The 21,570-nt window shown below is 64.5% G+C and carries 15 protein-coding genes and 2 pseudogenes; 8 read left to right on the forward strand and 9 right to left on the reverse strand.

Going from position 1 to position 21,570, the window contains the following annotated elements:
• Positions 1–99: 99 nt before the first annotated feature.
• From J5474_RS23075 to J5474_RS00010, 3 genes and pseudogenes are all read left to right on the forward strand, one after another.
• Positions 100–1,092: pseudogene (locus J5474_RS23075) on the forward strand (enoyl-CoA hydratase/isomerase family protein); the annotation flags it as partial.
• Positions 1,093–1,134: 42 nt separating this feature from the next.
• Positions 1,135–2,010 carry a 3-hydroxyisobutyrate dehydrogenase gene (gene mmsB / locus J5474_RS23080; protein ID WP_342454004.1) on the forward strand — a complete coding sequence of 292 codons (876 nt, stop codon included), beginning with the start codon at positions 1,135–1,137 and terminating at the stop codon, positions 2,008–2,010.
• Between the two features lie 205 nt (positions 2,011–2,215).
• Positions 2,216–2,419, forward strand: coding sequence for a YgaP family membrane protein (locus tag J5474_RS00010; protein WP_209358300.1), 204 nt, complete (start codon positions 2,216–2,218; stop codon positions 2,417–2,419).
• Here the strand turns inward: J5474_RS00010 and J5474_RS00015 are convergent, their stop codons facing one another.
• Positions 2,420–3,349 carry a patatin-like phospholipase family protein gene (locus tag J5474_RS00015; RefSeq protein ID WP_209358301.1) on the reverse strand — a complete coding sequence of 310 codons (930 nt, stop codon included), beginning with the start codon at positions 3,347–3,349 and terminating at the stop codon, positions 2,420–2,422.
• Positions 3,350–3,450: 101 nt separating this feature from the next.
• Positions 3,451–6,354, reverse strand: coding sequence for an excinuclease ABC subunit UvrA (uvrA, locus tag J5474_RS00020; RefSeq protein WP_209358302.1), 2,904 nt, complete (start codon positions 6,352–6,354; stop codon positions 3,451–3,453).
• 264 nt (positions 6,355–6,618) lie between these two features.
• On the opposite strand from uvrA, the gene J5474_RS00025 reads away from it, so the two are divergent.
• A complete protein-coding gene (locus J5474_RS00025; protein WP_209358303.1) occupies positions 6,619–6,975 on the forward strand; it encodes a rhodanese-like domain-containing protein in 357 nt (118 codons plus the stop codon).
• 63 nt (positions 6,976–7,038) lie between these two features.
• Here J5474_RS00025 and J5474_RS00030 read toward each other — a convergent pair whose 3' ends face one another.
• The 5 genes from J5474_RS00030 to J5474_RS00050 form a co-directional block, all read right to left on the reverse strand.
• Complete coding sequence (locus J5474_RS00030) at positions 7,039–8,133, reverse strand: ABC transporter ATP-binding protein (RefSeq protein ID WP_209358304.1); 1,095 nt, start codon at positions 8,131–8,133, stop codon at positions 7,039–7,041.
• 18 nt (positions 8,134–8,151) lie between these two features.
• Positions 8,152–9,780 carry an alpha-glucosidase gene (locus J5474_RS00035; protein ID WP_209358305.1) on the reverse strand — a complete coding sequence of 543 codons (1,629 nt, stop codon included), beginning with the start codon at positions 9,778–9,780 and terminating at the stop codon, positions 8,152–8,154.
• Between the two features lie 79 nt (positions 9,781–9,859).
• A complete protein-coding gene (locus tag J5474_RS00040) occupies positions 9,860–11,014 on the reverse strand; it encodes a carbohydrate ABC transporter permease (protein WP_209358306.1) in 1,155 nt (384 codons plus the stop codon).
• 12 nt (positions 11,015–11,026) lie between these two features.
• On the reverse strand, positions 11,027–12,028 hold the full coding sequence (locus J5474_RS00045; RefSeq protein WP_209358307.1) for a carbohydrate ABC transporter permease: 1,002 nt from the start codon (positions 12,026–12,028) through the stop codon (positions 11,027–11,029).
• 84 nt (positions 12,029–12,112) lie between these two features.
• Complete coding sequence (locus J5474_RS00050) at positions 12,113–13,378, reverse strand: ABC transporter substrate-binding protein (protein ID WP_209358308.1); 1,266 nt, start codon at positions 13,376–13,378, stop codon at positions 12,113–12,115.
• Positions 13,379–13,661: 283 nt separating this feature from the next.
• Between J5474_RS00050 and J5474_RS00055 the strand changes: the two genes are divergently transcribed.
• The 4 genes and pseudogenes from J5474_RS00055 to J5474_RS00070 form a co-directional block, all read left to right on the forward strand.
• Positions 13,662–14,690: a LacI family DNA-binding transcriptional regulator gene (locus tag J5474_RS00055; RefSeq protein ID WP_209358309.1), complete on the forward strand. Its 1,029-nt coding sequence runs from the start codon at positions 13,662–13,664 to the stop codon at positions 14,688–14,690.
• A gap of 49 nt (positions 14,691–14,739) precedes the next feature.
• A complete protein-coding gene (locus J5474_RS00060; RefSeq protein WP_209358310.1) occupies positions 14,740–16,062 on the forward strand; it encodes a GH1 family beta-glucosidase in 1,323 nt (440 codons plus the stop codon).
• A 3-nt stretch (positions 16,063–16,065) separates the two neighbouring features.
• Positions 16,066–17,022 (forward strand): glucokinase, encoded by a 957-nt coding sequence (locus J5474_RS00065; RefSeq protein ID WP_209358311.1) that lies wholly within the window; start codon positions 16,066–16,068, stop codon positions 17,020–17,022.
• Positions 17,023–17,568: 546 nt separating this feature from the next.
• Positions 17,569–18,558: pseudogene (locus tag J5474_RS00070) on the forward strand (transposase); the annotation flags it as partial.
• Positions 18,559–18,829: 271 nt separating this feature from the next.
• Here J5474_RS00070 and J5474_RS00075 read toward each other — a convergent pair.
• Both J5474_RS00075 and J5474_RS00080 read right to left on the reverse strand, forming a co-directional pair.
• Positions 18,830–20,611, reverse strand: a complete 1,782-nt coding sequence (locus J5474_RS00075; RefSeq protein WP_209358312.1) for an ABC transporter ATP-binding protein — start codon at positions 20,609–20,611, stop codon at positions 18,830–18,832.
• Entirely contained in the window at positions 20,608–21,567 is a 960-nt protein-coding gene (locus J5474_RS00080; protein WP_209358313.1) for an acetamidase/formamidase family protein, read from the reverse strand. The genes J5474_RS00075 and J5474_RS00080 overlap by 4 nt, the downstream gene beginning before the upstream one ends.
• Positions 21,568–21,570 lie beyond the last annotated feature (3 nt).

The raw sequence follows: 21,570 nt of genomic DNA on the forward strand, positions 1-21,570 counted from the left end.
CCCCCCCCCCCCCCCCCCCCCCCCCCCCCCCCCCCCCCCCCCCCCCCCCCCCCCCCCCCCCCCCCCCCCCCCCCCCCGCCCTCACCCCGAAGGACCGCCATGGACGACCTGCATATTCGCCGCACTGGCCGCACCGGTCGCATTACCCTGACCCGCCCGCAGGCACTGAACGCGCTGACCTACCAGATGTGCCACGATATCGAGGCGGCACTGGACGGCTGGCGACACGACGACGCGGTGTCGCTGATCATCCTGGACGCCGAAGGGGAAAAGGCCTTTTGCGCCGGCGGCGATATCGCGGAGATGTACCGCACCGGCACCTCAGGCAACTATGACTACGGTCGGCGCTTCTGGCGCGACGAATACCGGCTGAACGCCAAGCTGGCGGAATACCCCAAACCCGTCGTCGCCTTCCTCAACGGATTCACCATGGGCGGCGGCGTGGGGCTTGGCGGGCACGTCAGCCATCGCATCGTTGGTCAAAGCTCGAAGATCTCCATGCCCGAATGCGCCATCGGCTTTGTGCCCGACGTCGGCGGCACGCATCTTCTGGCACAAGCACCGGGGCGGCTGGGCGAATACCTCGGCCTGACCGCTTACCGCATGAATGCCGCCGACGCGCTGTACGCCGGATTTGCCGACCACTTCATTCCGGAGGACACCTGGTCCGCGCTGAAAGAGCGACTGGCCGAAAGCGGCAACGTTGAGGCGCTGCAGGGCGCGGGCGCCGGCCCTGCCCCGCTGGCTGCGCTGCGCCCCGAGATTGACGCGCTTTTTGCCGGGGAGCGATTGCAGGACATAGTCAATGCCCTGCGTTCGGCCGCAACCGAGTTTGCGCAGCGCACACTGGCGACGATGGAAAGGCATGCTCCCCTTGCCATGGCCACCACGGTGGAGATGCTGCACCGGTTGCGCGGCCCGTCGCTTTCGATCCGCAAGGCGCTGGAACTGGAATACCGCGTCAGCCACCGCATCATGGAGCACGGCGATTTCCTCGAAGGCATCCGTGCGGCCATCATCGACAAGGACAGACAGCCGCACTGGCGCCACGCGCTTGACCGCATGCCGCAGGTTGATGTTTCGAAACTGCTTCGGCCGCTCGGCCCCGACACTCTGGATTTCAAGGAGAGAGCCATGCACATCGCCTTTATCGGTCTCGGCAACATGGGGGCGCCCATGGCCGCCAATCTCGCGGCGGCCGGGCATCAGGTCACCGGCTTCGACGTGGCGGGCACCACCACGGAAGGCGTGACAAAAGCCCCCACCGCCCCGGAGGCCGTGCGCGGCGCTGACTTGGTGATCACGATGTTGCCCAACGGCGACATCCTGCGCGCCGTGGCCGCCGAAGTGGTCCCGCACATGAAGCCGGGCGCCGTGCTGCTCGATTGTTCAACCGTCGACGTCGCCGCAGCCCGCGCCGTGGCCATGATGGCGGAGGAAGCCGGGCTTAAGGCGCTCGACGCGCCCGTGTCCGGCGGCATCGGCGGCGCTTCGGCGGGCACGCTGACCTTCATGGTGGGCGGCTCCGACGAGGCCTTCGAGATCGCCAAACCCCTGTTCGAGATCATGGGCCAGAAAGCCGTGCACTGCGGCGCCTCCGGCAACGGTCAGGCGGCGAAGATCTGCAACAACATGATCCTCGGCGTCACCATGATCGCCACCTGCGAAGCTTTTGCCCTGGCCGACAAGCTGGGCCTGTCACGCGAGGCGATGTTCGATGTGGTCTCCACCTCTTCGGGCTATTCGTGGTCGATGAATGCCTATTGCCCGGCGCCGGGCGTGGGACCGACCTCACCGGCGGACAACGGTTACAATCCCGGTTTCGCCGCCGAGCTCATGCTGAAGGACCTGCGGCTCAGCCAGAAGGCAGCGGAAGCGGCTGACGCCGACACGCCTATGGGTCACGCGGCCTGCGAACTCTACCGCAGCTTCGTCGAGGAAGAGGACGGCAAAGGGCGCGATTTCTCCGCAATGCTGCCACGGTTCGAGACCCGCAGGCGCGGCAACTGACACAGCCTCATCGACGGAATGCAGACCCTCCGGCACGCGGAGGCCGATACGCGGAGGGCCATTTTGACGAAGGTTGCATCCCCCGTCCCGCCAATCTTTCGCGCGCTGCTCTGCAGTTTCGTGATCTTGACGCAGATCATGTGGGAAGGGCCAAACCAGGGGTAAGGTAATCGGTATCGACACAACGTTACCGGGGGTTTTCACCATGACACGGAATATGGGTCAGTTGGACCGAATTATCCGCGCCGCGATCGGCATCTTTCTCCTCATCCTCGTCTTCACCTCGCTGTCCGGGGCTTGGGCGTGGATTGCGGGCATCATCGGAGTGGCCATGCTGACCTCCTCCGCCTTTGGAATCTGCCCGCCCTACGCCCTCTTCGGCATCAATACCTGCCGAATCAAAGGCTGATCATTCAGCCGCGAGGTGCGCCATGGGGGTGGGGTTCGCCGTCGTCGCATCCTCCAGTAGCGGTCGACTCATTCCCGCCATTGCGCTGATGCGATCGCGGGCATTTTCGACCATGTCCGTGCCCAACCGGATAGCCTCTGCCGCGCGATAGAGTTCCAGAACCGAAATATGCAGCAGGTCGCCCGACAACGTCAGATCCGGCGGGTCGGCGGCCTCGCGCGCCTTGCGCATGAATTCCATCATGATCCCGATGGAGACCGAAACGACTTCGCCATAAGCCGGCACCGGCTCGCGGGGTGCCGGCGGCGGAAGCCCCGGAAGCGTGGCGCTCATCCGCCCCCAAAGCCCTTGGGTCGGAGTCTGGGGCTCCCACATCACGCCATCCTTCGGCAGGTCGGGGTTGACGGCGATGGTGCAGGTCGCGCCAAGCGCCCGTGTGGCCGAGGTCGGCACCGGATTGATGATGCCGCCATCCAGCAGCCAGCGGCCACGCACTTTCACCGGAGAGAACACACCGGGAATGGAAACAGAGGCGCGCACGGCCTCTGCAAGATTGCCCTCGCGCAGCCAGACCTCCCGACCCGTAGCCATGTCGCAGGCCACGGCAAGGAAGGGGCGCGGCAGATCCTCGATGCGCTCAGGCAGACCAAGTTCCTGCAGCACGCGCATCACCGCCTTGCCTTCGACCAGACCACCTCGATTGATCGAAAAATCCATGTACTTCAGAAATTTGCCTTGGGTGAGGGCCCGACCCCAGGTTTCAAGCTCGTCCAGCTTGTCGCCCGCCCACGCCGCCCCGACGAGCGCGCCCATGGAGCAACCCGCCACCACATCCGGTTCCACGCCCATGCGGTGCAACTCGCGCAGGACGCCGACGTGGCACCATCCGCGAGCGCCGCCTGCCCCCAATGCGATCCCAAGCCTGTGCATGATCGGTTTCCTTTCGTCACCTGTCGGACCAACCCGCGACAATCGGGTTGGTTCCTGAGACAACGGAGGGAGAGCGTTTCAGCGGGGGGTTGGCTGGCGGATCATTCCGCCGCAACCTTCCTTGGAGTGAGCATGGGTTTCAGGTAACGCCCGGTGTGGCTGCGCTCCACCTCTGCCACCGCTTCGGGCGTACCCACGGCAACGATCTCGCCGCCGCCGTCGCCGCCCTCGGGGCCGATGTCGATCAGCCAGTCGGCGGTCTTGATGACGTCGAGGTTGTGCTCGATCACCACCACGGTATTGCCCTGCTCCACCAGTTCGTGAAGCACTTCCAGAAGCTTGCGCACGTCCTCGAAATGCAGGCCGGTGGTCGGCTCGTCGAGGATATACAGCGTGCGCCCGGTGGACCGTTTGGCCAGTTCCTTTGACAGCTTGACACGCTGCGCCTCGCCGCCCGACAGCGTTGTCGCCTGCTGGCCCACCTTGATGTAGCCAAGACCCACCCGCATGAGCGCGTCCATCTTGTCACGGATCGACGGCACGGCGGCAAAGAACTCCTGCGCATCCTCCACCGTCATGTCCAATACGTCAGCGATGCTCTTGCCCTTGAATTTGATCTCCAGCGTTTCCCGGTTGTAGCGCTGGCCCTTGCAGGTCTCGCAGGTCACGTAGACGTCAGGCAGGAAGTGCATCTCGATCTTGATGACACCGTCGCCCTGACAGGCCTCGCAGCGCCCGCCCTTCACGTTGAAGGAAAACCGCCCCGGCTTGTAGCCGCGGGCCTTGGCCTCCGGCAGCCCCGCGAACCAGTCGCGAATCGGGGTGAAGGCGCCGGTGTAGGTTGCCGGGTTCGATCGCGGCGTGCGTCCGATGGGGCGCTGGTCGATGTCGATCACCTTGTCGAGATGCTCCAGCCCCTTGATCGTCTCGCAGGGCGCAGGCGTCTGCCGCGCGCCGTTCAGCGCCATGGAGGCGGACTTGAACAGCGTCTCGATGGTCAGCGTCGACTTGCCGCCGCCGGAAACACCGGTAACGCAGACGAATTTGCCCAGCGGGAACTCTGCGGTCACATCCTTGAGGTTGTTGCCCGTGGCCTTCACCACCTTGATCTTTTTCCTGTTTCCCTTGCGGCGCGCCGTCGGAACGGCAATTTCGCGCGTCCCGGCGAGGTACTGGCCGGTGATGCTGGCAGGGTCGGCCTGCACCTCGGATGGGGTGCCATGGGCCACCACCTGCCCGCCGTGCACACCCGCCCCGGGACCGATGTCAAAGAGGTAGTCAGCCTCGCGGATCGCCTCTTCGTCGTGTTCTACGACGATCACCGTGTTGCCCTGATCGCGCAGGTTCTTCAACGTATCCAGAAGCCGCGTGTTGTCGCGCTGATGCAGGCCGATGGACGGTTCGTCCAGCACGTAGAGCACGCCGGTCAGGCCAGAGCCGATCTGGCTCGCCAACCGGATACGCTGGCTTTCCCCGCCAGAAAGCGTGCCTGCATTCCGCGACAGCGTCAGGTACTCAAGCCCGACGTTGTTGAGGAAACCGAGGCGTTCGCGGATCTCCTTCAGAATGGCGCGGGCGATCTCGTTCTTCTGCTTCGTGAGGTTGTCGGACACGGTTCCGCACCAGTCGAACGCCTGCTTGATCGACATCTGCACGACCTGGCCGATATGCAGCAAATGCTCCCGGTCGGCAGACGGGCCTATCTTCACCGCCAGCGCCTCTTCGCGCAGACGGTAGCCGCCGCAGGCGCCGCAGGGACGATTGTTCTGATAGCGCTCGAATTCCTCGCGGATCCAGTTCGAGTCGGTCTCGCGGTAGCGTCTCTCCATGTTGGGGATCACGCCTTCGAAGACGCGGCTGACGTTGTAGATCCGCCCGCCCTCGTCGTACCGAAAGGCGACCTCCTCATCGCCAGAGCCATGCAGGAAAACCTGCTGAACATGCGCCGGCAGGTCCTTCCAGCGGGCGTTCTTGTCGAATTCGTAATGTTTCGCCAATGAATCGATCGTCTGCAGGAAATAGGGGCTTTTCCCCTTGCGCCAGGGCGCCAGCGCGCCGTCCTTGATTTTCAGCGTCTGGTCAGGGACCACCAGCCTTTCGTCAAAGAACAGTTCGACCCCGAGGCCGTCGCACTCCGGGCAGGCACCAAAGGGCGCGTTGAAGGAAAAGAGCCGAGGTTCAATTTCAGGGATCGTGAAGCCACTGACGGGACAGGCGAAATTCTCGCTGAACGTGATCCGCTCCGGCTCTGCTGCGCCCTCTTCGTCGCCGGAGGCCACCCTTGGCGCGGTTTCGAGGATGGCGATACCGTTCGCCAGGTCCAGCGCGGTGCGGAACGAATCCGCCAACCGGGTCTGCATCCCGTCGCGCACGACCACGCGATCCACCACCACGTCGATGTCGTGGCGGAACTTCTTGTCCAGCGTCGGCGGTTCGTCCAGTTCATAAAACGCGCCGTCCACCTTCACCCGCTGAAAGCCCTGCTTGCGCAGTTCGAGGAACTCCTTGCGGTACTCGCCCTTGCGGTCGCGCACGATGGGGGCCAGCAGGTAGGCGCGTGTGCCCTCCTCCATGGTCATGACGCGGTCGACCATGTCCTGCACCTGCTGGGCCTCGATGGGCTGGCCGGTGGCGGGGCTGTAGGGCGTGCCGACGCGGGCAAACAGCAGACGCAGGTAGTCGTAAATCTCCGTCACGGTGCCTACGGTCGAACGCGGGTTCTTCGACGTCGTCTTTTGTTCGATGGAAATCGCCGGCGACAGGCCGCTGATGTGATCCACATCCGGCTTTTCCATCATGTCGAGGAACTGCCGCGCGTAGGCACTGAGCGATTCCACATAGCGGCGCTGGCCTTCAGCATAGATCGTATCGAAGGCAAGCGAGGATTTCCCAGAGCCCGACAAGCCAGTGATGACAACCAGTTGATCGCGCGGAATATCCACGTCGATGTTCTTCAGATTGTGCTCGCGCGCGCCGCGCACTTCGATCTGTTTCAGCTCGGGCATCGAGATCCTCGGCATAGTGGTCGGTCACGGATGTGACCGGGCAAACATAGGGCACTTGCTGCGGCCCGCCAATGGCGAAACAGGAACATTAATCGAACATCACGCCATCAACGGTTTTCCCGGTGCATTCCTGCGCTTCGCCTTGGCTACTTCCTGGGCACAACGCGTCAAGCTCCCCGTCCGGTTCACCACGATCGCCTCCGCGCCCTTTACATTCATTTGATTGAATGTATATATGCTGCAAGCGCAAAAGGAGACGCCATCATGTTCGCATTCATGCAACGCAGCCCCGCCGCGAACGGCCTCACCGCCGCCGACGCGGTTGCAAAGACCCCCACGGGCGAGATCATCCTGATCGACGTCCGCGACCCTTCCGAGCTTGCCTTTGGCAAGGCGAAGGGCGCCCTGAACATCCCCAGTGCCGCACTGATGATGCGCGCGGACCCGCGTTCCCCGGAATGCCTGCCGGAACTGAAGGACGGCAAACCCATCGCGGTCTACTGCGCCTCCGGGGCGCGGTCGGCCATGGCAAAGCAAATGCTGGAACGCATGGGCCACGCCGAAGTGCACAACATCGGCGGGCTGGCCGCATGGCAGCGCGCGGGCGGTGCGCTGGTCTGAGTTTTCTGCAAAAAGACGCCGCCCGGCCCACCCGGACGGCGCCTCCCTCTCGCCTCTCCTCCCTTAGCGGTAGAGCAACGAGATCCCGTCAGCGAAGAGATGCACCTTGGCCGCGTCCGCCGTCAGCGCCACCGTCTGACCGCGCATTCCGGTGTGAATGCCCGGCAGCTTGGCGATGACCGCGTGCGCCCCGCCCTCCGGCACAAAGTAGAGAAGCGTGACCTCTCCCAACGCTTCGGTGATCTCCACGGTTCCCCGGTAGACCGCCGCGTCTGCCGCGTCTTTTGTCAGGGTGAAGTCCTCCGGCCGGATGCCCACGTTGACCTTGAGCCCCATATCGGAGGGTCCGGTCGGCACGACCGACAAGACTTCGCCCCTGGCCAGCCGTACCCGCGTCTGCGCGCCGGTCTCGATCACCTCGCCGGGCAGCAGGTTCATCGCCGGAGAGCCAATGAACTGCGCGACGAATTCGTTGTGCGGCGTCTCGTACAGCTCCAGCGGCGCCCCCACCTGCGCAATGCCCTTGTTCGCCAGCACGACGATCCGGGTGGCAAGCGTCATCGCCTCCACCTGATCGTGGGTGACATAGATCATCGTGCGGTCGGGCATCGACTCCTTCAGTTGCGCGATTTCGATGCGGGTCGCCACACGCAGCGCCGCATCGAGGTTCGACAAGGGTTCGTCGAACAGGAACACCTTCGGGTCGCGCACGATCGACCGCCCGATCGCCACCCGCTGGCGTTGCCCGCCGGACAGCGCCTTGGGCAGGCGGTCGAGGTAGGGCTCAAGCTGCAACATCTTCGCCGCGCGTGTCACGGCGGCGTCGATCTCCGCCGGTGTCTTCTTTGCCAGCTTCAGGGCAAAGGCCATGTTCTCCCGCACGGTCATATGCGGGTAGAGCGCGTAGGACTGAAAGACCATGGCGATCCCGCGCTGCGCCGGCGGCACGTCGTTGACCACCTGCCCGTCGATCTCCAGCGTGCCACCGGTGATCTTTTCCAGTCCCGCGATCATCCGTAACAGCGTCGACTTCCCGCAGCCCGAAGGCCCGACGAAAACGATCAGCTCCCCCGGCTGGATGTCGAGGTTGATGTCCTTCAGCACGTTCACCGTGCCGCCGTAGGTCTTCTCGACGTCCCTGAGCTTCAGCCCCGCCATGGTCCCCTCTCCCTCATTTCATGCCTTGAGTGCCAGCGCAGGCTGCCACGGTCCCAGATGCAGCTTGCCGTCCGGCCCCGGCGCGGCCGAACCCAGTTCCTGCCCGATCTGGTGCCACTCGCCCGCCGGTGCATCCAGCGTCGCAGGCTCTCCCGACAGGTTCACGGCGACAAAGATCGTCTCGCCCTCGTGTTCGCGCGTAAAATGCACCACCGTGCCGGTGTTGCTGACACGGCTGTGCGTTCCCGTCTTCAACGCGCGGTGCGCGTGGCGAAACGCGATAGCCCGGCGATAGTGATGCAGCAGGGCACCCGGGTCCGCCTCCTCCAGCGATACGGTCATCGCGAGGTGCTGGTGCGACACAGGCAACCACGGTCTTTCGGCGGAAAAGCCGGCGTTCTGGTTCGACTCGTCCCAGACCATCGGCGTGCGGCAGCCGTCGCGGCCCTTGAACTCGGGCCAGAACTCGATGCCGTAGGGATCCTGCAGGTCCTCGAAGGGCACGTCCGCCTCCGGCAGGCCCAGTTCCTCGCCCTGGTATATGCAGACCGATCCGCGCAGGCACATCTGCAGCGTCGTCATGGCGCGGCAGGCAGCGGGCGGCAGGTCCCAGCGGGTCGGGTGACGCACCACGTCGTGGTTGGAGTAGGCCCAGCAGGCCCAGCCGTCAGGCGCCTTCTCGTCCACGTCCTCCATCACCTGTACCACGCGCGCCGCGTCGGGTCGGTGGTTGGACAGGAACTCGAACGAGTAGCACATATGCACCCGGTCATCGCCCTTGGTGTACTCGCCCATGATCTCGAGACCGCGCTGCGCATCGCCGACCTCGCCCACCGCCGTCGCGGCGGGATATTCGTCCAGCAGCGCGCGGAAGCGTTCCAGGAACTTCAGGTTCTCTGGCCGGTTCTTGTCATAGAGATGCAGCTGGTGGTTGTACGGATTGACCTTCGGCGCGATGGAATCGTCGCGCTCCTCCGGCGGCAGCGCCGGGTTGTCGCGCAATTCGAGATCGTGAAAGTAGAAGTTGATCGTATCCAGCCGGAAGCCATCGACGCCGCGATCCAGCCAGAACCGCACCACGTCCAGCAGCGCATCCTGCACTTCGGGGTTGTGGAGGTTGAGGTCCGGCTGTTCGACGAGGAAGTTGTGCTGGTAGTACTGCTCGCGCCCCGCATGCCACTGCCAGCCCGGACCGCCAAAGATCGACAGCCAGTTTGTCGGCGGCGTGCCGTCGGGTTTCGGATCGGCCCAGACGTACCAGTCGGCCTTCGGATTATCCCGCGAGGATTGCGATTCAACGAACCACGGATGCTCCTTCGAGGTATGCGACAGCACGAGGTCGATCATGATCTTGATGCCGTAGGAATGCGCCGTTTCCACCAGCACGTCAAAATCCGACAGCGAGCCGAACATCGGGTCGACGTCGCAGTAATCGCTGACGTCGTAGCCGAAATCCTTCATCGGCGAGGTGAAGAAGGGTGAGATCCAGATCGCATCCACGCCGAGGCTGGCGATATGCGGCAGCCGCCCGGTGATACCATTCAGATCCCCGATGCCGTCGCCGTTGCTGTCCTGATAGGAGCGCGGGTAGACTTGGTAGATCACGGCGCCGCGCCACCAATCCTTGTCGATTTTCTGCTCAGTCATTCCTGTATCCTGCGTTTTCCGACCACGCTAAGGAAGCACGGCCCGGAGACCCGGCGCGTTCGCCGGGGGTATGGTTGCGTTATTTGACCGACCCGGCCAGCAGGCCGCGAACGAGATAGCGTTGCATGGCAAAGAAGACAGCCAGCGGCACGGCGATGGAAACGAAGGCCGCCGTGGCGAGGATCTCCCAGTTGCCGCCGCGCGTGCCAAGTAGCTCGACGATCTGGTTGGTCATCACCGTGGTCTGCCCCGTCGCGTCGATAAGGAAGACCTTCGCCACCAGCAGGTCGTTCCACGTCCACAGGAACTGGAAGATCGCGAAGGAGGCCAGCGCCGGGTACGACAGCGGCAGGATGATCTTCGTGAATATCTGGAATTCCGTCGCCCCGTCCACTCGCGCGTTCTCGATGATGTCGCGCGGCAGGCCCGCCATGTAGTTGCGCAAGAGGTAGATCGCCAACGGCAGGCCAAAGCCGGTATGCGCCAGCCAGACGCCAAGGTAGCCCTTCCCGATCCCGATCCCGAGGTGCAGCTTCAAAAGCGGGATCAGCGCGAGTTGAAGAGGTACCACCAACAGCCCCACGACAAAGGCAATCAGCAGCGCGCGACCGGGGAAATCCATCCAGGCCAGTGCATATGCCGCGAAGGCCGCAACGACGATGGGAATGATCGTCGCCGGGATCGTAACCGTCAGCGTGTTGAAGAAGGCCTTTGCCATGCTGTCGGTGGAATTATCGGAAAACAGCACCTGCCGGTAGTTGGCGAGCGTGAATTCCGGCGGCACCACGGCAGTGACAAAGACCCGTTGCCCGCGCGATCCCTCCATGCGCTCCGGCGCCTCCATCCGATAGTCGCCGTTCTCCAGCACGGTGATGCGCTCTCCTGCCCGCGTCTCGGCGGTTTCGCCCACCGCGTAGGCGCCAACGTCGCGCGAGGAGATCCCCCACACAGAAATCGGTGCGGGCTGCACGCCCTCCTCGTCAAAGAGGTTGCCCGCGATCACCCAGACATCGCCCTCCTGCGCCTGGGAGTCGGGCGCCCCGGTGCGCAGCGTCAGGTTCTGTTCGGCCGCAAAGGGCGCCTTCCACCAGCCGGTGGTGGCGATCTGGTCCGCCGTGCGGAAGGACGACACGAACAGCCCCACCGTCGGAAACAGCCACAGCGCCACGATCACCACGACCGATATGTTCACGGCCCAGCTCAGGGACGACTTTCTGCCTGCGATATTGTCCATCGGTTTGCCCCTTTATCGCATTTCGCGGCGCGCCTGCACCACGTTCCAGACAAGGATCGGCGTCACCAGAAGCATGATGACGATGGCAGAGGCCGACCCCACGCCCCAGTCCCGCGCCACGAACAGTTTGTCGTACATGTAGTTGGCCAGAACCTGCGTGCCCCACTGCCCGTTCGTCATGGCGTAGACGATGTCGAAGACCTTCAGCACCACCAGCGTGATCGTCGTCCAGACCACCATGATGGTCGGATAGATCTGCGGCATCTTGATCTTAAAGAATATCTGGAGCGGATTCGCCCCGTCCACGATGGCGGCCTCCACGGTTTCCTCCGGGATGCCGCGCAGCGCCGCCGAGAGGATCACCATGGCAAACCCGGTCTGGATCCAGATCAGTACCGCCATGAGAAAGAAGTTGTTCCAGAACGGCAATGTCAGCCAGGTCTGCGATTCCGTCCCGCCGAACCACAGGTAGAGCGCGTTCAGCGCGCCGATCTGTTCGCTGCCCGCCGGGCGGGCATCATAGACCAGCTTCCAGATCACGGAAGCGCCGACAAAGGAGATCGCCATCGGCATGAAGATCAGAGATTTCGCGATATTGCCCCAACTCAGCCGGTCGGTCAGCTGCGCCACCAGCAGGCCAAAGACCGTCGACATGGCGGGCACCACGATCAGCCAGAGCATGTTGTTGCGCATGGCTTCCCAGAACTTCGGTTCGCGCGCCATCTGAGTATAGTTGTCCAGCCCGATGAAGGCCCCGCCCATGTCGCGATCCGTCAACGACAGTCGCAACGTCTCCACCACCGGGTAGGCAAGGTAGAGCGACAGCGCAAAGAGCGCCGGGAACAGAAACAGCCAGGGCCGCACCATGTTGGCGCGGTTGATGTTGCGCCCGGCGTGCGGTCCCTTTGCCGGGAACAAGACCCGGTCAAGCACCTGATTCGAAAAGTAGAAATAGGCGAGGCAGGCCCCCACGCCGATCACGATGGTCAAAAGACCCTGAATTGCCGGGTGCATGTGCCCGCTCCTCCCCCTTGAGGCGCCTTCGAGGCGACCGGGGGGCCACCCCGCGCACGGGATGGTCCCTGTTTGCGCGCGGGATTACTTCAGCGAGTCCCAGCTGTTCTGGATGGCGGTGCCCACATCCTCGGCCGATTTGCCGCCGGCATAGTCGACCATACCGGTCCAGAAGCTGCCCGCGCCGACGCCGCCCGGCATCAGGTCGGAGCCGTCAAAGCGGAAGGTCGTGGCGTTCAGCAGGATCTCGTTCATCTTACGCAGCGTCGGATCGCTGAAGGCGTCCGCATTCACGCCCTTGTGCGGTGTCAGGAAACCCTTCATCCCCATCCAGATCTCGTGCGCCTCGGGGGTCTCCAGCCAAGCGATCAGATCATGCGCGGCGGGGCTGTCGTTGGTGATCGCCCAGAGCGTACCGGCGCCCAGCACCGGATTGCCAAGGTCCTTGCCCGCGTAGGACGGGAAGTAGAAGAAATCCGCGTCGGTGCCCACCTCCGTGCCTTCGGGGAAGAAGGCCGGGATGAAGGACGCCTGTTTGTGCATGTAGCACTGCGGCGGCGAAGCAAAGAGTCCCTTCGGCGCATCGCGGAAATCAGTGGAAGCCACCGCGCCCTTGCCGCCCGCCACGTTCTGATCCTGAATGAACCAGCCGAATTCGTCGATCGCCTCGGCCACCTTAGGGTCGTTGAACTTCAGGTCGTTCTTCACCCAGGCGTCGTAGTCCTCGGGCGTCTGCGTGCGCAGCATCAGGTCCTCGACCCAGTCGGTCGCGGGCCAGCCGGTCGCCGCCCCCGACCCCAGACCGATGCACCAGGGCGTTTCGCCATCGGCCACCATCTGTTCGGTCAGCGCCTTGAGGTCTTCCATGGTCTCCGGAATGTCGTAGCCAGCGTCCTCGAAGTTCTCGGGCACGTACCAGACCAGCGATTTCACATCGACCTTGAAGACGAAACCATACAACGCCTCCGTCCCGTCGGGTCCGGCATAGGTGCCAAGGTCGACCCACGACTGACCGGCGGCGTAGTTTTCCTTTACCCAATCCGCCACATCCGCGCCCAGCGGCGTGAGGAAGCCGCGCTTTGCCATGTCGGAAGCCAGACCCGGCTGCGGAAAGACCGCGACATTGGGCGCGCTACCCGCCTCCGCATCCACCACGATCTGTTGTTCGAAACTGTCAGAGCCGACGTAGGACACGGTGTGCCCGGAGCTTTCGGCGAATTTCGCCAGCACGGTCTCGACCATCTGCTGGTCGGCCCCGAGCCACGGCCCGAAGACCGTCAGATCCTCCGCCTGGGCGCCACCCGCACCCAGTGCCGCCAGCGCGACGCCGGCAAAAAGCGTTTTCTTCATTCCTTGACCTCCCTGAGTTCCGCCTCCCGACGGACGCATTCCTCTGTTCGCCTCCAGCGAACGTATTGCGGTGTCCCCGCGCGCTTCGGTTCAACCTCGAATCCGGGTCTTCCAAAGCGCTTTGAACGGCGTCAACCTGTGACAAAGCCTACGACCTGTCAACGCTGTGTCCAGTGTAAACAAAACATTCTCACGCCGCGCCGCGGCACGCACGCCGCAGCGCGGCGATGAAAGATGCGCTGGCCCGCTTGACTATCCAAAGCGCTTTGACTGACATGGCGCCATGAACCTCAAGCAACTCTCCCGGCACCTCGGCCTGTCCCAGACCACCGTCAGCCGCGCCCTGAACGGTTACCCCGAGGTGTCGGAGCAGACCCGCCTGCGTGTGCAGCAGGCGGCGGAGGCGCTGAATTACCAGCCGAACACCAGAGCCAAGAGCCTCGCCACCGGGCGGGCACAGGCCATCGGGCACGTGCTGCCGATCTCGTCGAGCCATGAAATGGTCAATCCGGTCTTTGGCGATTTCATCGCCGGCGCTGGGTCGACCTATTCCGACGCGGGCTACGAAATCGTCATCAGCCTCGTGAAGGACCGCGCCGAGGAACGCGCCTATCGCGAGCTGCACCGACGCGGCAGTGTCGACGGCATCATCGTGCATGGCCCCCGGATGAAGGACCCGCGCATCCCGCTCCTGCGTGATCTCGGCCTGCCCTTCGTGGTGCACGGACGGGCTTCGGACGAAACCGGCCCCTATTCATGGCTCGACATCAACAACCAGCGCGCATTCGAGCGGGCGACCGAATTCCTGCTCGACCTCGGCCACCGCCGCATCGCCCTGATCAACGGGCTGGAATTCATGGACTTCGCCTATCGCCGCCGCGCCGGGTTCGAAAAGGCCCTGCGCAACCGCGACCTCGCCCCCGACCCGGCGTTGATGCGGTCGGAGGAAATGACGGAAATCTACGGCTTCCGCGCCGCCCGCGAGATGCTGGCGCTGGAAAACCGGCCCACGGCCTTCCTCGTGTCATCGATGATCACCGCCATCGGCGTGCGCCGGGCGATCCACGAGGCCGGGCTGGAGCTTGGGCGCGGCGCCTCCGTCATTACCCACGACGACGATCTGGGCTATCTCAGGAACGGCCACTCCGTGCCGATCTTCACGGCCACGCGGTCCTCTGTCCGGCTGGCGGGGGAACGCGCGGCAGCGATGCTTCTGGACTGCATCCGCGACCCCGGATGCGAACCGAAAACCCAGCTGCTGGAGGCCGAGCTGATCATCGGCGCCTCCACCGGACCCGCCCCGCAGGGCTAACGCCCGGCAAGGGCCGGACACGCCCGCAGGGCAGACCACAGGATACAGAATGAAACACCGCCGCTCCGACTTCGCCACCGACTTTCTCTTCGGCACCGCCACATCCTCCTACCAGATCGAAGGCCACGGCATGGGGGGCGCGGGCCGCACCATCTGGGACGACTTCGCCGCCACCCCCGGCAACGTCGTGCGCGCGGAAAATGGCGCACGGGCCTGTGACCACTACCACCGATACGCCGAAGACTTCGACCTCGTGCGCGCCGCAGGCTTCGACGCCTACCGTTTTTCGGTTTCCTGGGCGCGCGTCCTGCCCGAAGGGCGCGGCACGCCCAACGCCGAAGGGCTCGACTATTACGACCGCCTGACGGACGCGCTGCTGGAACGTGGACTGAAGCCTTGTGCCACGCTCTACCACTGGGAACTGCCCTCCGCGCTGCAGGACCTTGGCGGCTGGCGTAACCGCGACATCGCGGAGTGGTTCGCCGACTACACGCATGTCATCATGTCGCGCATCGGCGACCGCATGTTCTCTGTCGCGCCGATCAACGAACCGTGGTGCGTGGCCTGGCTGTCGCATTTCATGGGGCTTCACGCGCCGGGCGTGCGCGACATCCGCGCCACCGCCCGCGCGATGCACCATGTCCTGCTGGCGCATGGCCGGGCAATTCAGGCGATGCGCGGTCTCGGGATGCAGAACCTGGGCGCGGTCTGCAACCTTGAATGGGCTATGCCCGCCGACGATACACCGGGGGCGAAGGACGCCGCCGACCGTTACGACGCGATCTACAACCGCTGGTTTCTGTCTGGCCTGTTCAAAGGCGAATACCCGGCGCTGGCTCTCGAAGGACTGGAGCCGCACATGCCGACAGGCTGGCAGGACGACTTTGCCACCATTCAGGCGCCGCTCGACTGGTGCGGGCTGAACTACTATACGCGCAAACTGCTGGTGCCCGACGACACGCCATGGCCCGCCCTGAAGGAGGTCGCAGGCCCCCTGCCCAAGACCCTGATGGACTGGGAAATCTATCCAGAGGGGCTTTATCGGTTCCTGGCCCGCACGGCGCGGGAATACACCGGCACCCTGCCGCTTTATGTGACCGAGAACGGAATGGCCTCCCGCGACACGCTGCAGGATGGCCACGTCTACGACGAGGGCCGCATCGCCTACATCGACAACCACCTCGATGCGGTACAGCGCGCCCGCGCCGAGGGCGTGCCGGTGAAGGGCTACTTCGTCTGGTCGCTGCTGGACAACTACGAATGGGCGCTGGGTTACGAAAAGCGCTTTGGCCTCGTCCACGTGGATTTCGACACGCTGGCACGCACCCCGAAATCCTCCTACCATGCCCTGGCCACAGCACTGAAGGCCTGAGACATGCAGAGACCCGTTTCCGTCACCGTCGATATCGGCGGCACCAATACCCGCGTCGCGCTGTCCGAGAACGGCGCGGTTGCGACCGGCACAATCCAGCGCTACCGCAACGCCGATTATCCGGCGCTGGAACCGATCCTCGACGCCTACCTCGCCGCATACCCGATGGTCGCCGCCATCTGCATCGACATGGCAGGCCCGGTAAAAAACGGCGTCGGCACGCTGACGAACCTCGACTGGACAATCGACGCCGCAGCCATTTCGGCGCGCACGGGCGGTGCGCGGGTGGTGGTTCTGAACGACCTGCAGGCACAGGGTCATTCGGTTGCGCATCTCAACTCGGGCAGTCTCATGACGTTGCTGCCCGGCCAACCTGGCGTCTCCGATGTCCGGCTTGTGGTGAACGTGGGCACCGGGCTGAACGCGGTGCCGGTGCATACCTCCGGCACTCTGACCCTGGTTCCCGCCGCCGAAGCCGGGCATATCACCCTTCAGGCCCGCGACGCAGAGGAGTTGCGCCTGGTGGATTGGATTTCCGCCCGCCTGCCTTCTGCCGGGTTAGAGGAAGTGCTGTCGGGCCGCGGCCTTGAACATTTGCACGCCTTCGTCTGCGCCGAGGATGGTGTCGGCGCCCCTCTCGACGCTGCCGGGGTCATGACCGCCTTTGTTGCGGGTGACGCGCAAGCCGTGCGCGCGTTGCGCATTTTTGTACGCTACCTCGGGCGTTACGCAGGGGATCTGTCGCTGACCAATCTTCCCTTTGGCGGTGTCTTCCTCGTTGGTGGTGTGGCCAAACATATCGGCCCGCACCTGACGGACCTGGGTTTTGCCGAAGCTTTTCGCGACAAGGGCCGCTTCGCCCCCTTCATGGAGCAGTTCCCCGTCCACCTCGTTACCGACGACTACGCCGCCCTGCGCGGCTGTGCGGCCCACCTCGCCGAACTGCAACACGCCCCCTGAGAACATCTGGATGAGCGGTTTCGCGGTGCTGCGCACAGCGACCCGCGCGGGCTCTGCCCGCGCGTCCGGGGTTCCACCCCGGACCCCGCGGTATTTGGAAACCAAAGAACCAGGGGCCCCATGTCATACCCCGCCCTGACCAGGAATGCGGGCAGGGCTCTTTCGGGTTTCTGATGACGGCCGCGCCTTTGTCTCAAGACGAACGAAAGGCGGAAAACCGCTTTCCAAACGCTTCTTTGGTACCTCGGGGGATCGCTCAGCAGGAGCGGCTGGAGCAGCGCCCCTTGCCCTGACGCCAATTGCACTGTTCCGGCCCTGCGCGCCAACCGTCGAGGCCCTGGGATCACGGTGGGATAGAGATGCTTCCCATCGTTCGCATTGGCATGGCGCAAGCTTGGAAGCATAGCGGGAAGTGAGATCGGACGGAGCTTTAGATACGACGGTTTCCGTGACTTCCAAGTGTTGACATCGCCAGCAAATGTCGCGGGCGGATTGCTCGAGCGTGCGGTCCTGCTGTCGGGTCGTCCCTGCATGGTGAGCGCGCGCTTGTCCGGCGAGGATTTTGCCGTCGATGCCAGTCTGAACACTGCCGACGCCAACAAGATCCGGTCAATCGCGGCCGAAGACTGGAGCCCGGAGGTGGCGCGGGAAGCTGGCAACCGTGCGGCACGGGAATATCTGGAGACGCTGGATGACGCCGCCTTCGAGGCCGCGTGTTCGTGGCGAAGTCCGATCCGGTGGCCCAATGGACCCGTGCGAGGAAAGCCGCCCGTATTTCGCCTATGCCACCAAAGACCTGATCGACACCAAAAGCTCGGTGACCATGGGCTTGGAGGCCACAAGAGCAATACGTCAGGCCGAAGTCGGGGCCTCACGCACCATGCTCGGCGGGACAGAAAAGCCGTTTGGGATCAGGCCGGATTGGCTGGATGCCGACACCGCCTATGGCACCGCCGAGAACCTCGGCTGGCCGGTGGAGAAGCGCAGCATCATCCCCTTTATCCCGGTCATCCCTTGCCGACAGGCGATTGCGAAGCAATCTACCGAGAGGGACAAATCGGAGCGGACCGACGGCACGTACTCCCGGTCCGACTTCGAGTGGGCCGAGGCGAACGACCAGTACATCTGCCCCGAGGGCCATGCCCTCAAGCAATTCCGCCGAAGCTACTCCGATCCCAACCGGGGCAAGGATACCGGTGGACGCAAGAAATACCGCGCCCTGAAGGCAACCTGCCAAGCCTGCCCATCCAGGGACATCTGCTGCCCGAAAGCCGATGCGCGATACGTCCCCCGGGCACCGCACGAAGAGGCCCGTGAGTTTGCCCGCGAATGTCGCAAAACAAAGGCCTACAGGGCGTCTCGCGACAAGCGGAAAAGGTGGAGATGCTCTTTGCGCATCTGAAGCGCATCCTCGGCCTGACCCGGCTGCGACTGCGTGGCCCAAACGGTGCAAAGGACGAATTCCTTCTCGCCGCCATCGCCCAGAACCTGCGAAAACTTCCGAAGCTACGGCCCCAGTGCGCGATGCCGGAGGCGAAAACATGTGCTGATCGGCCAGATGGCCGCCTCGAGGCGGACCGACGGACGGTGGCCCGAACGACCCGGCGTTGCCGGGGAGCCGAGCGCGGCAAAATCAGCGCCGTCGACCGACTTCTTCAACACAATCGGCCGGGGACCGACGTTGGTTTCAGGTGAGAATGTGCTCCCGATGCCGCAAGTCCACGTTCAGCCCTACGTCCCGTCAGCCGGTCAGCCGGTCAGCCGGTCAGCAAGTTCATCTACCATTCGGCAAAAGTAACCCGTGTCTTCAGTCCTCTTCCGCCACGAAATGCTCCTCGCCGATATTCCTCATGCGCACGCGTCTGGATGCTTCGCCGATAGGCCGGATCGGGGACGGCAGGTCAAGGTCCCGCTCCGGCCGCGGTGGCATCCTTCGTGTCGGGTCCGGGATCGGAACCGCGTCCAGAAGACGCGTCGTGTAGCTGTGCCGGGGATTGCCGAAGACCTGGTCGCGGGTCCCCATTTCCACGATCTGGCCCATGTACATCACCCCGAGGCGATCGACCACGTTCTCGACCACGGCCATGTCGTGGCTGATGAAGAGGTAGGACACGCCCGTCTCCCGCTGCAACTCGGCGAGGAGGTCCAGCACCTGCGCCTGCACGGAGACATCGAGGGCGGACACGCTCTCGTCGCAGATGATCAGCTTCGGCCTGAGCGAGAGAGCCCGGGCAATGCAGATCCTCTGGCGCTGGCCGCCCGAGAATTCGTGCGGATAGCGGCTCATCTGCTCCGGGTTCAGCCCGACGCGCTGGAACAGGTCTGCGACACGGGCGTGACGCTCCTCCGCCGTTCCGATGCCGTGGATCACCATGGGCTCGGCCACCGCGACGCCTACCGTCATCCGCGGGTCGAGCGCCGCCATCGGATCCTGGAAGACCATCTGGATGTCGCGGCAGATCGCGCGGCGCCCTTGCACCGTCAGCCCCGCCAGCGCCTTGCCATCGACTTCAACACGCCCTTCGTGGGGCACGAGGCCGGCGAGCGCCTTGGCGATGGTGGATTTGCCGCAGCCGGATTCTCCCACGAGGCCGAAGGTCTCTCCCGGACGGATGTCGAAGCTCACGCCTTCAACCGCGTGCACGCGGTGCGTCGCTTGGCCGAGGAAATTGGCGCCGATGTCGAAATGCACCTGCACGTCCATCAGCCGGGCCACCGGGGCCGGCGTTGCGGGTGGCAAGGGTTTGGCACGTGCGGCACCTGCCCCAAGGCGCGGCACCGCAGCCAGCAGCGCGCGGGTATAATCCTGCGACGGTGTGGCAAAGAGCGTCTCCACGGGCGCGCTCTCGACCATGCGGCCCTGCCGCATCACCACCACACGGTCGGCGGTTTCGGCGACGACACCCATGTCGTGGGTGATGAGGATGATCGCGGTGCCGGTTTCGGTCTGCAACTCCCGCAGGAGGTCCAGAACCTCGCGCTGGACGGTTACATCCAGTGCCGTCGTCGGCTCGTCGGCGATCAGAAGTGCGGGGCGCAGCGCCAGCGCCATGGCGATCATCACGCGCTGACGCATCCCGCCGGAGAGCTCGTGCGGATACTGGCGCATCCGGCGCTCGGGTTCGGGGATGCGGACCTTGCGCAGCGCCACCAGGGCCTGTGCCGCTGCATCCCGCCGCGACACCGGCTCGTGAGCGCGGATCGCCTCGGTCAGCTGATCGCCGATGTTCTGCACCGGGTTCAGCGAGGTCATCGGTTCCTGGAAGATCATTGCCAGCCGGGCGCCGCGCCAGGCACGCATCCGCGCCTCAGGCAGACTGGGCAAGTCGATGCCGTCAAGCAGCGCCTGGCCGGACGTGACGGAGACGTTGTTTGGAAGCAGACCCATCAGGGCGAGGGAGGTGATCGACTTGCCCGACCCGCTCTCGCCCGCGATGGCGAGCGTTTCCCCGCCATGCAGGTCGAAGCTGAGACCGGCCACCAGCGGGCGCACGACGCCACGATCCCGCACCGAAACGGTAAGATCACGGACCCGGAGCAGGGGTTCTGCCGCCCCTTCCGGGGCGGCAGCAGAGTGCAGTGCCGTCATTCCAGCACCATGCGCGGGAAGTAGAAGGACACCACCCAGTTCGGCATGTCTACGATCTCCGAGATGCGCAGGTCGCCGCAGGTCGATACCAGCATGTAGGCATCGACCGCCGACATGCCGTGCTGCGCCGTCAGCAGGTCGATCATGCCCGAGACGGCATCGCGCGCCCCACTCATCAGGTTCGGCCCGACACCCGTCGTCACCTCGTACCCCTTCTGGTCGAGGTGGTTCGTCACCGGCCCCGGCGTGGTGAAACGCGGCATTTTCAGATCCGCCCCCTTCACGAGGTCGAGCGTCAGCGTCACGTCCATCGGGCTCTCGATCGCCGTGCCGCAGACCTCGCCATCGCCCTGCGCCGCGTGGGTGTCGCCCACCGAGAACAGCGCCCCCGCGACTTCGACCGGCAGGTAGAGCACCGTGCCGGTGGCGATGTCGCGGATGTCGAGGTTGCCCCCCGTGCGGCGCGGCGGGACGATGGAATGCAGCCCCGGCTCCGCCAGGCCGACGCCGATCGTCCCGGTAAAGGGCTTCAGCGGTACCCGGCCGGTCTTCCCCCAGAGCGCGGGGGCGAGCGTGTCTGCGTCATACTTCCAGATGTTCAGCGCCGGGTCGGTGAATTGGTCCGCCAATAGCCCGAAGCCCGGGATGTTCGCGGTCCAACCCCAGGCGGAACCCTCCTGCACGCGGGGAGCAAAGCCTTCGAGCGTGACCTTCAGCGCGTCTCCCGGCTCCGCGCCCTCGACATGGATCGGCCCGGAAACCGGGTTGATCTTGCCGAAGTCCAGCGCCTTCACGTCCTCGACGGTGCTCGACGGGCCAAGCTGGCCCGCCGATGAATCCATGCAGTTGAAACAGATCGTGGTTCCCGGCTCCACCGACAGGGCCGGGGCAATGGAATTGTCCCAGCCGAAATGGTGCTGCGCGCCGTGGATCGTGTAATCGCAAGCCTTGCACATGGA

Origin of the sequence: Sagittula salina (assembly GCF_017813235.1) — a bacterium.
Taxonomy (GTDB): domain Bacteria; phylum Pseudomonadota; class Alphaproteobacteria; order Rhodobacterales; family Rhodobacteraceae; genus Sagittula; species Sagittula salina.

Bases quoted from the DNA above. Each gene is read 5' to 3' on its own strand.
- mmsB (WP_342454004.1), top strand. From the start codon at position 1,135: ATGCACATCGCCTTTATCGGTCTCGGCAACATGGGGGCGCCCATGGCC.
- J5474_RS00010 (WP_209358300.1), top strand. From the start codon at position 2,216: ATGACACGGAATATGGGTCAGTTGGACCGAATTATCCGCGCCGCGATC.
- J5474_RS00015 (WP_209358301.1), bottom strand. From the start codon at position 3,349: ATGCACAGGCTTGGGATCGCATTGGGGGCAGGCGGCGCTCGCGGATGG.
- uvrA (WP_209358302.1), bottom strand. From the start codon at position 6,354: ATGCCCGAGCTGAAACAGATCGAAGTGCGCGGCGCGCGCGAGCACAAT.
- J5474_RS00025 (WP_209358303.1), top strand. From the start codon at position 6,619: ATGTTCGCATTCATGCAACGCAGCCCCGCCGCGAACGGCCTCACCGCC.
- J5474_RS00030 (WP_209358304.1), bottom strand. From the start codon at position 8,133: ATGGCGGGGCTGAAGCTCAGGGACGTCGAGAAGACCTACGGCGGCACG.
- J5474_RS00035 (WP_209358305.1), bottom strand. From the start codon at position 9,780: ATGACTGAGCAGAAAATCGACAAGGATTGGTGGCGCGGCGCCGTGATC.
- J5474_RS00040 (WP_209358306.1), bottom strand. From the start codon at position 11,014: ATGGACAATATCGCAGGCAGAAAGTCGTCCCTGAGCTGGGCCGTGAAC.
- J5474_RS00045 (WP_209358307.1), bottom strand. From the start codon at position 12,028: ATGCACCCGGCAATTCAGGGTCTTTTGACCATCGTGATCGGCGTGGGG.
- J5474_RS00050 (WP_209358308.1), bottom strand. From the start codon at position 13,378: ATGAAGAAAACGCTTTTTGCCGGCGTCGCGCTGGCGGCACTGGGTGCG.
- J5474_RS00055 (WP_209358309.1), top strand. From the start codon at position 13,662: ATGAACCTCAAGCAACTCTCCCGGCACCTCGGCCTGTCCCAGACCACC.
- J5474_RS00060 (WP_209358310.1), top strand. From the start codon at position 14,740: ATGAAACACCGCCGCTCCGACTTCGCCACCGACTTTCTCTTCGGCACC.
- J5474_RS00065 (WP_209358311.1), top strand. From the start codon at position 16,066: ATGCAGAGACCCGTTTCCGTCACCGTCGATATCGGCGGCACCAATACC.
- J5474_RS00075 (WP_209358312.1), bottom strand. From the start codon at position 20,611: ATGACGGCACTGCACTCTGCTGCCGCCCCGGAAGGGGCGGCAGAACCC.
- J5474_RS00080 (WP_209358313.1), bottom strand. From the start codon at position 21,567: ATGTGCAAGGCTTGCGATTACACGATCCACGGCGCGCAGCACCATTTC.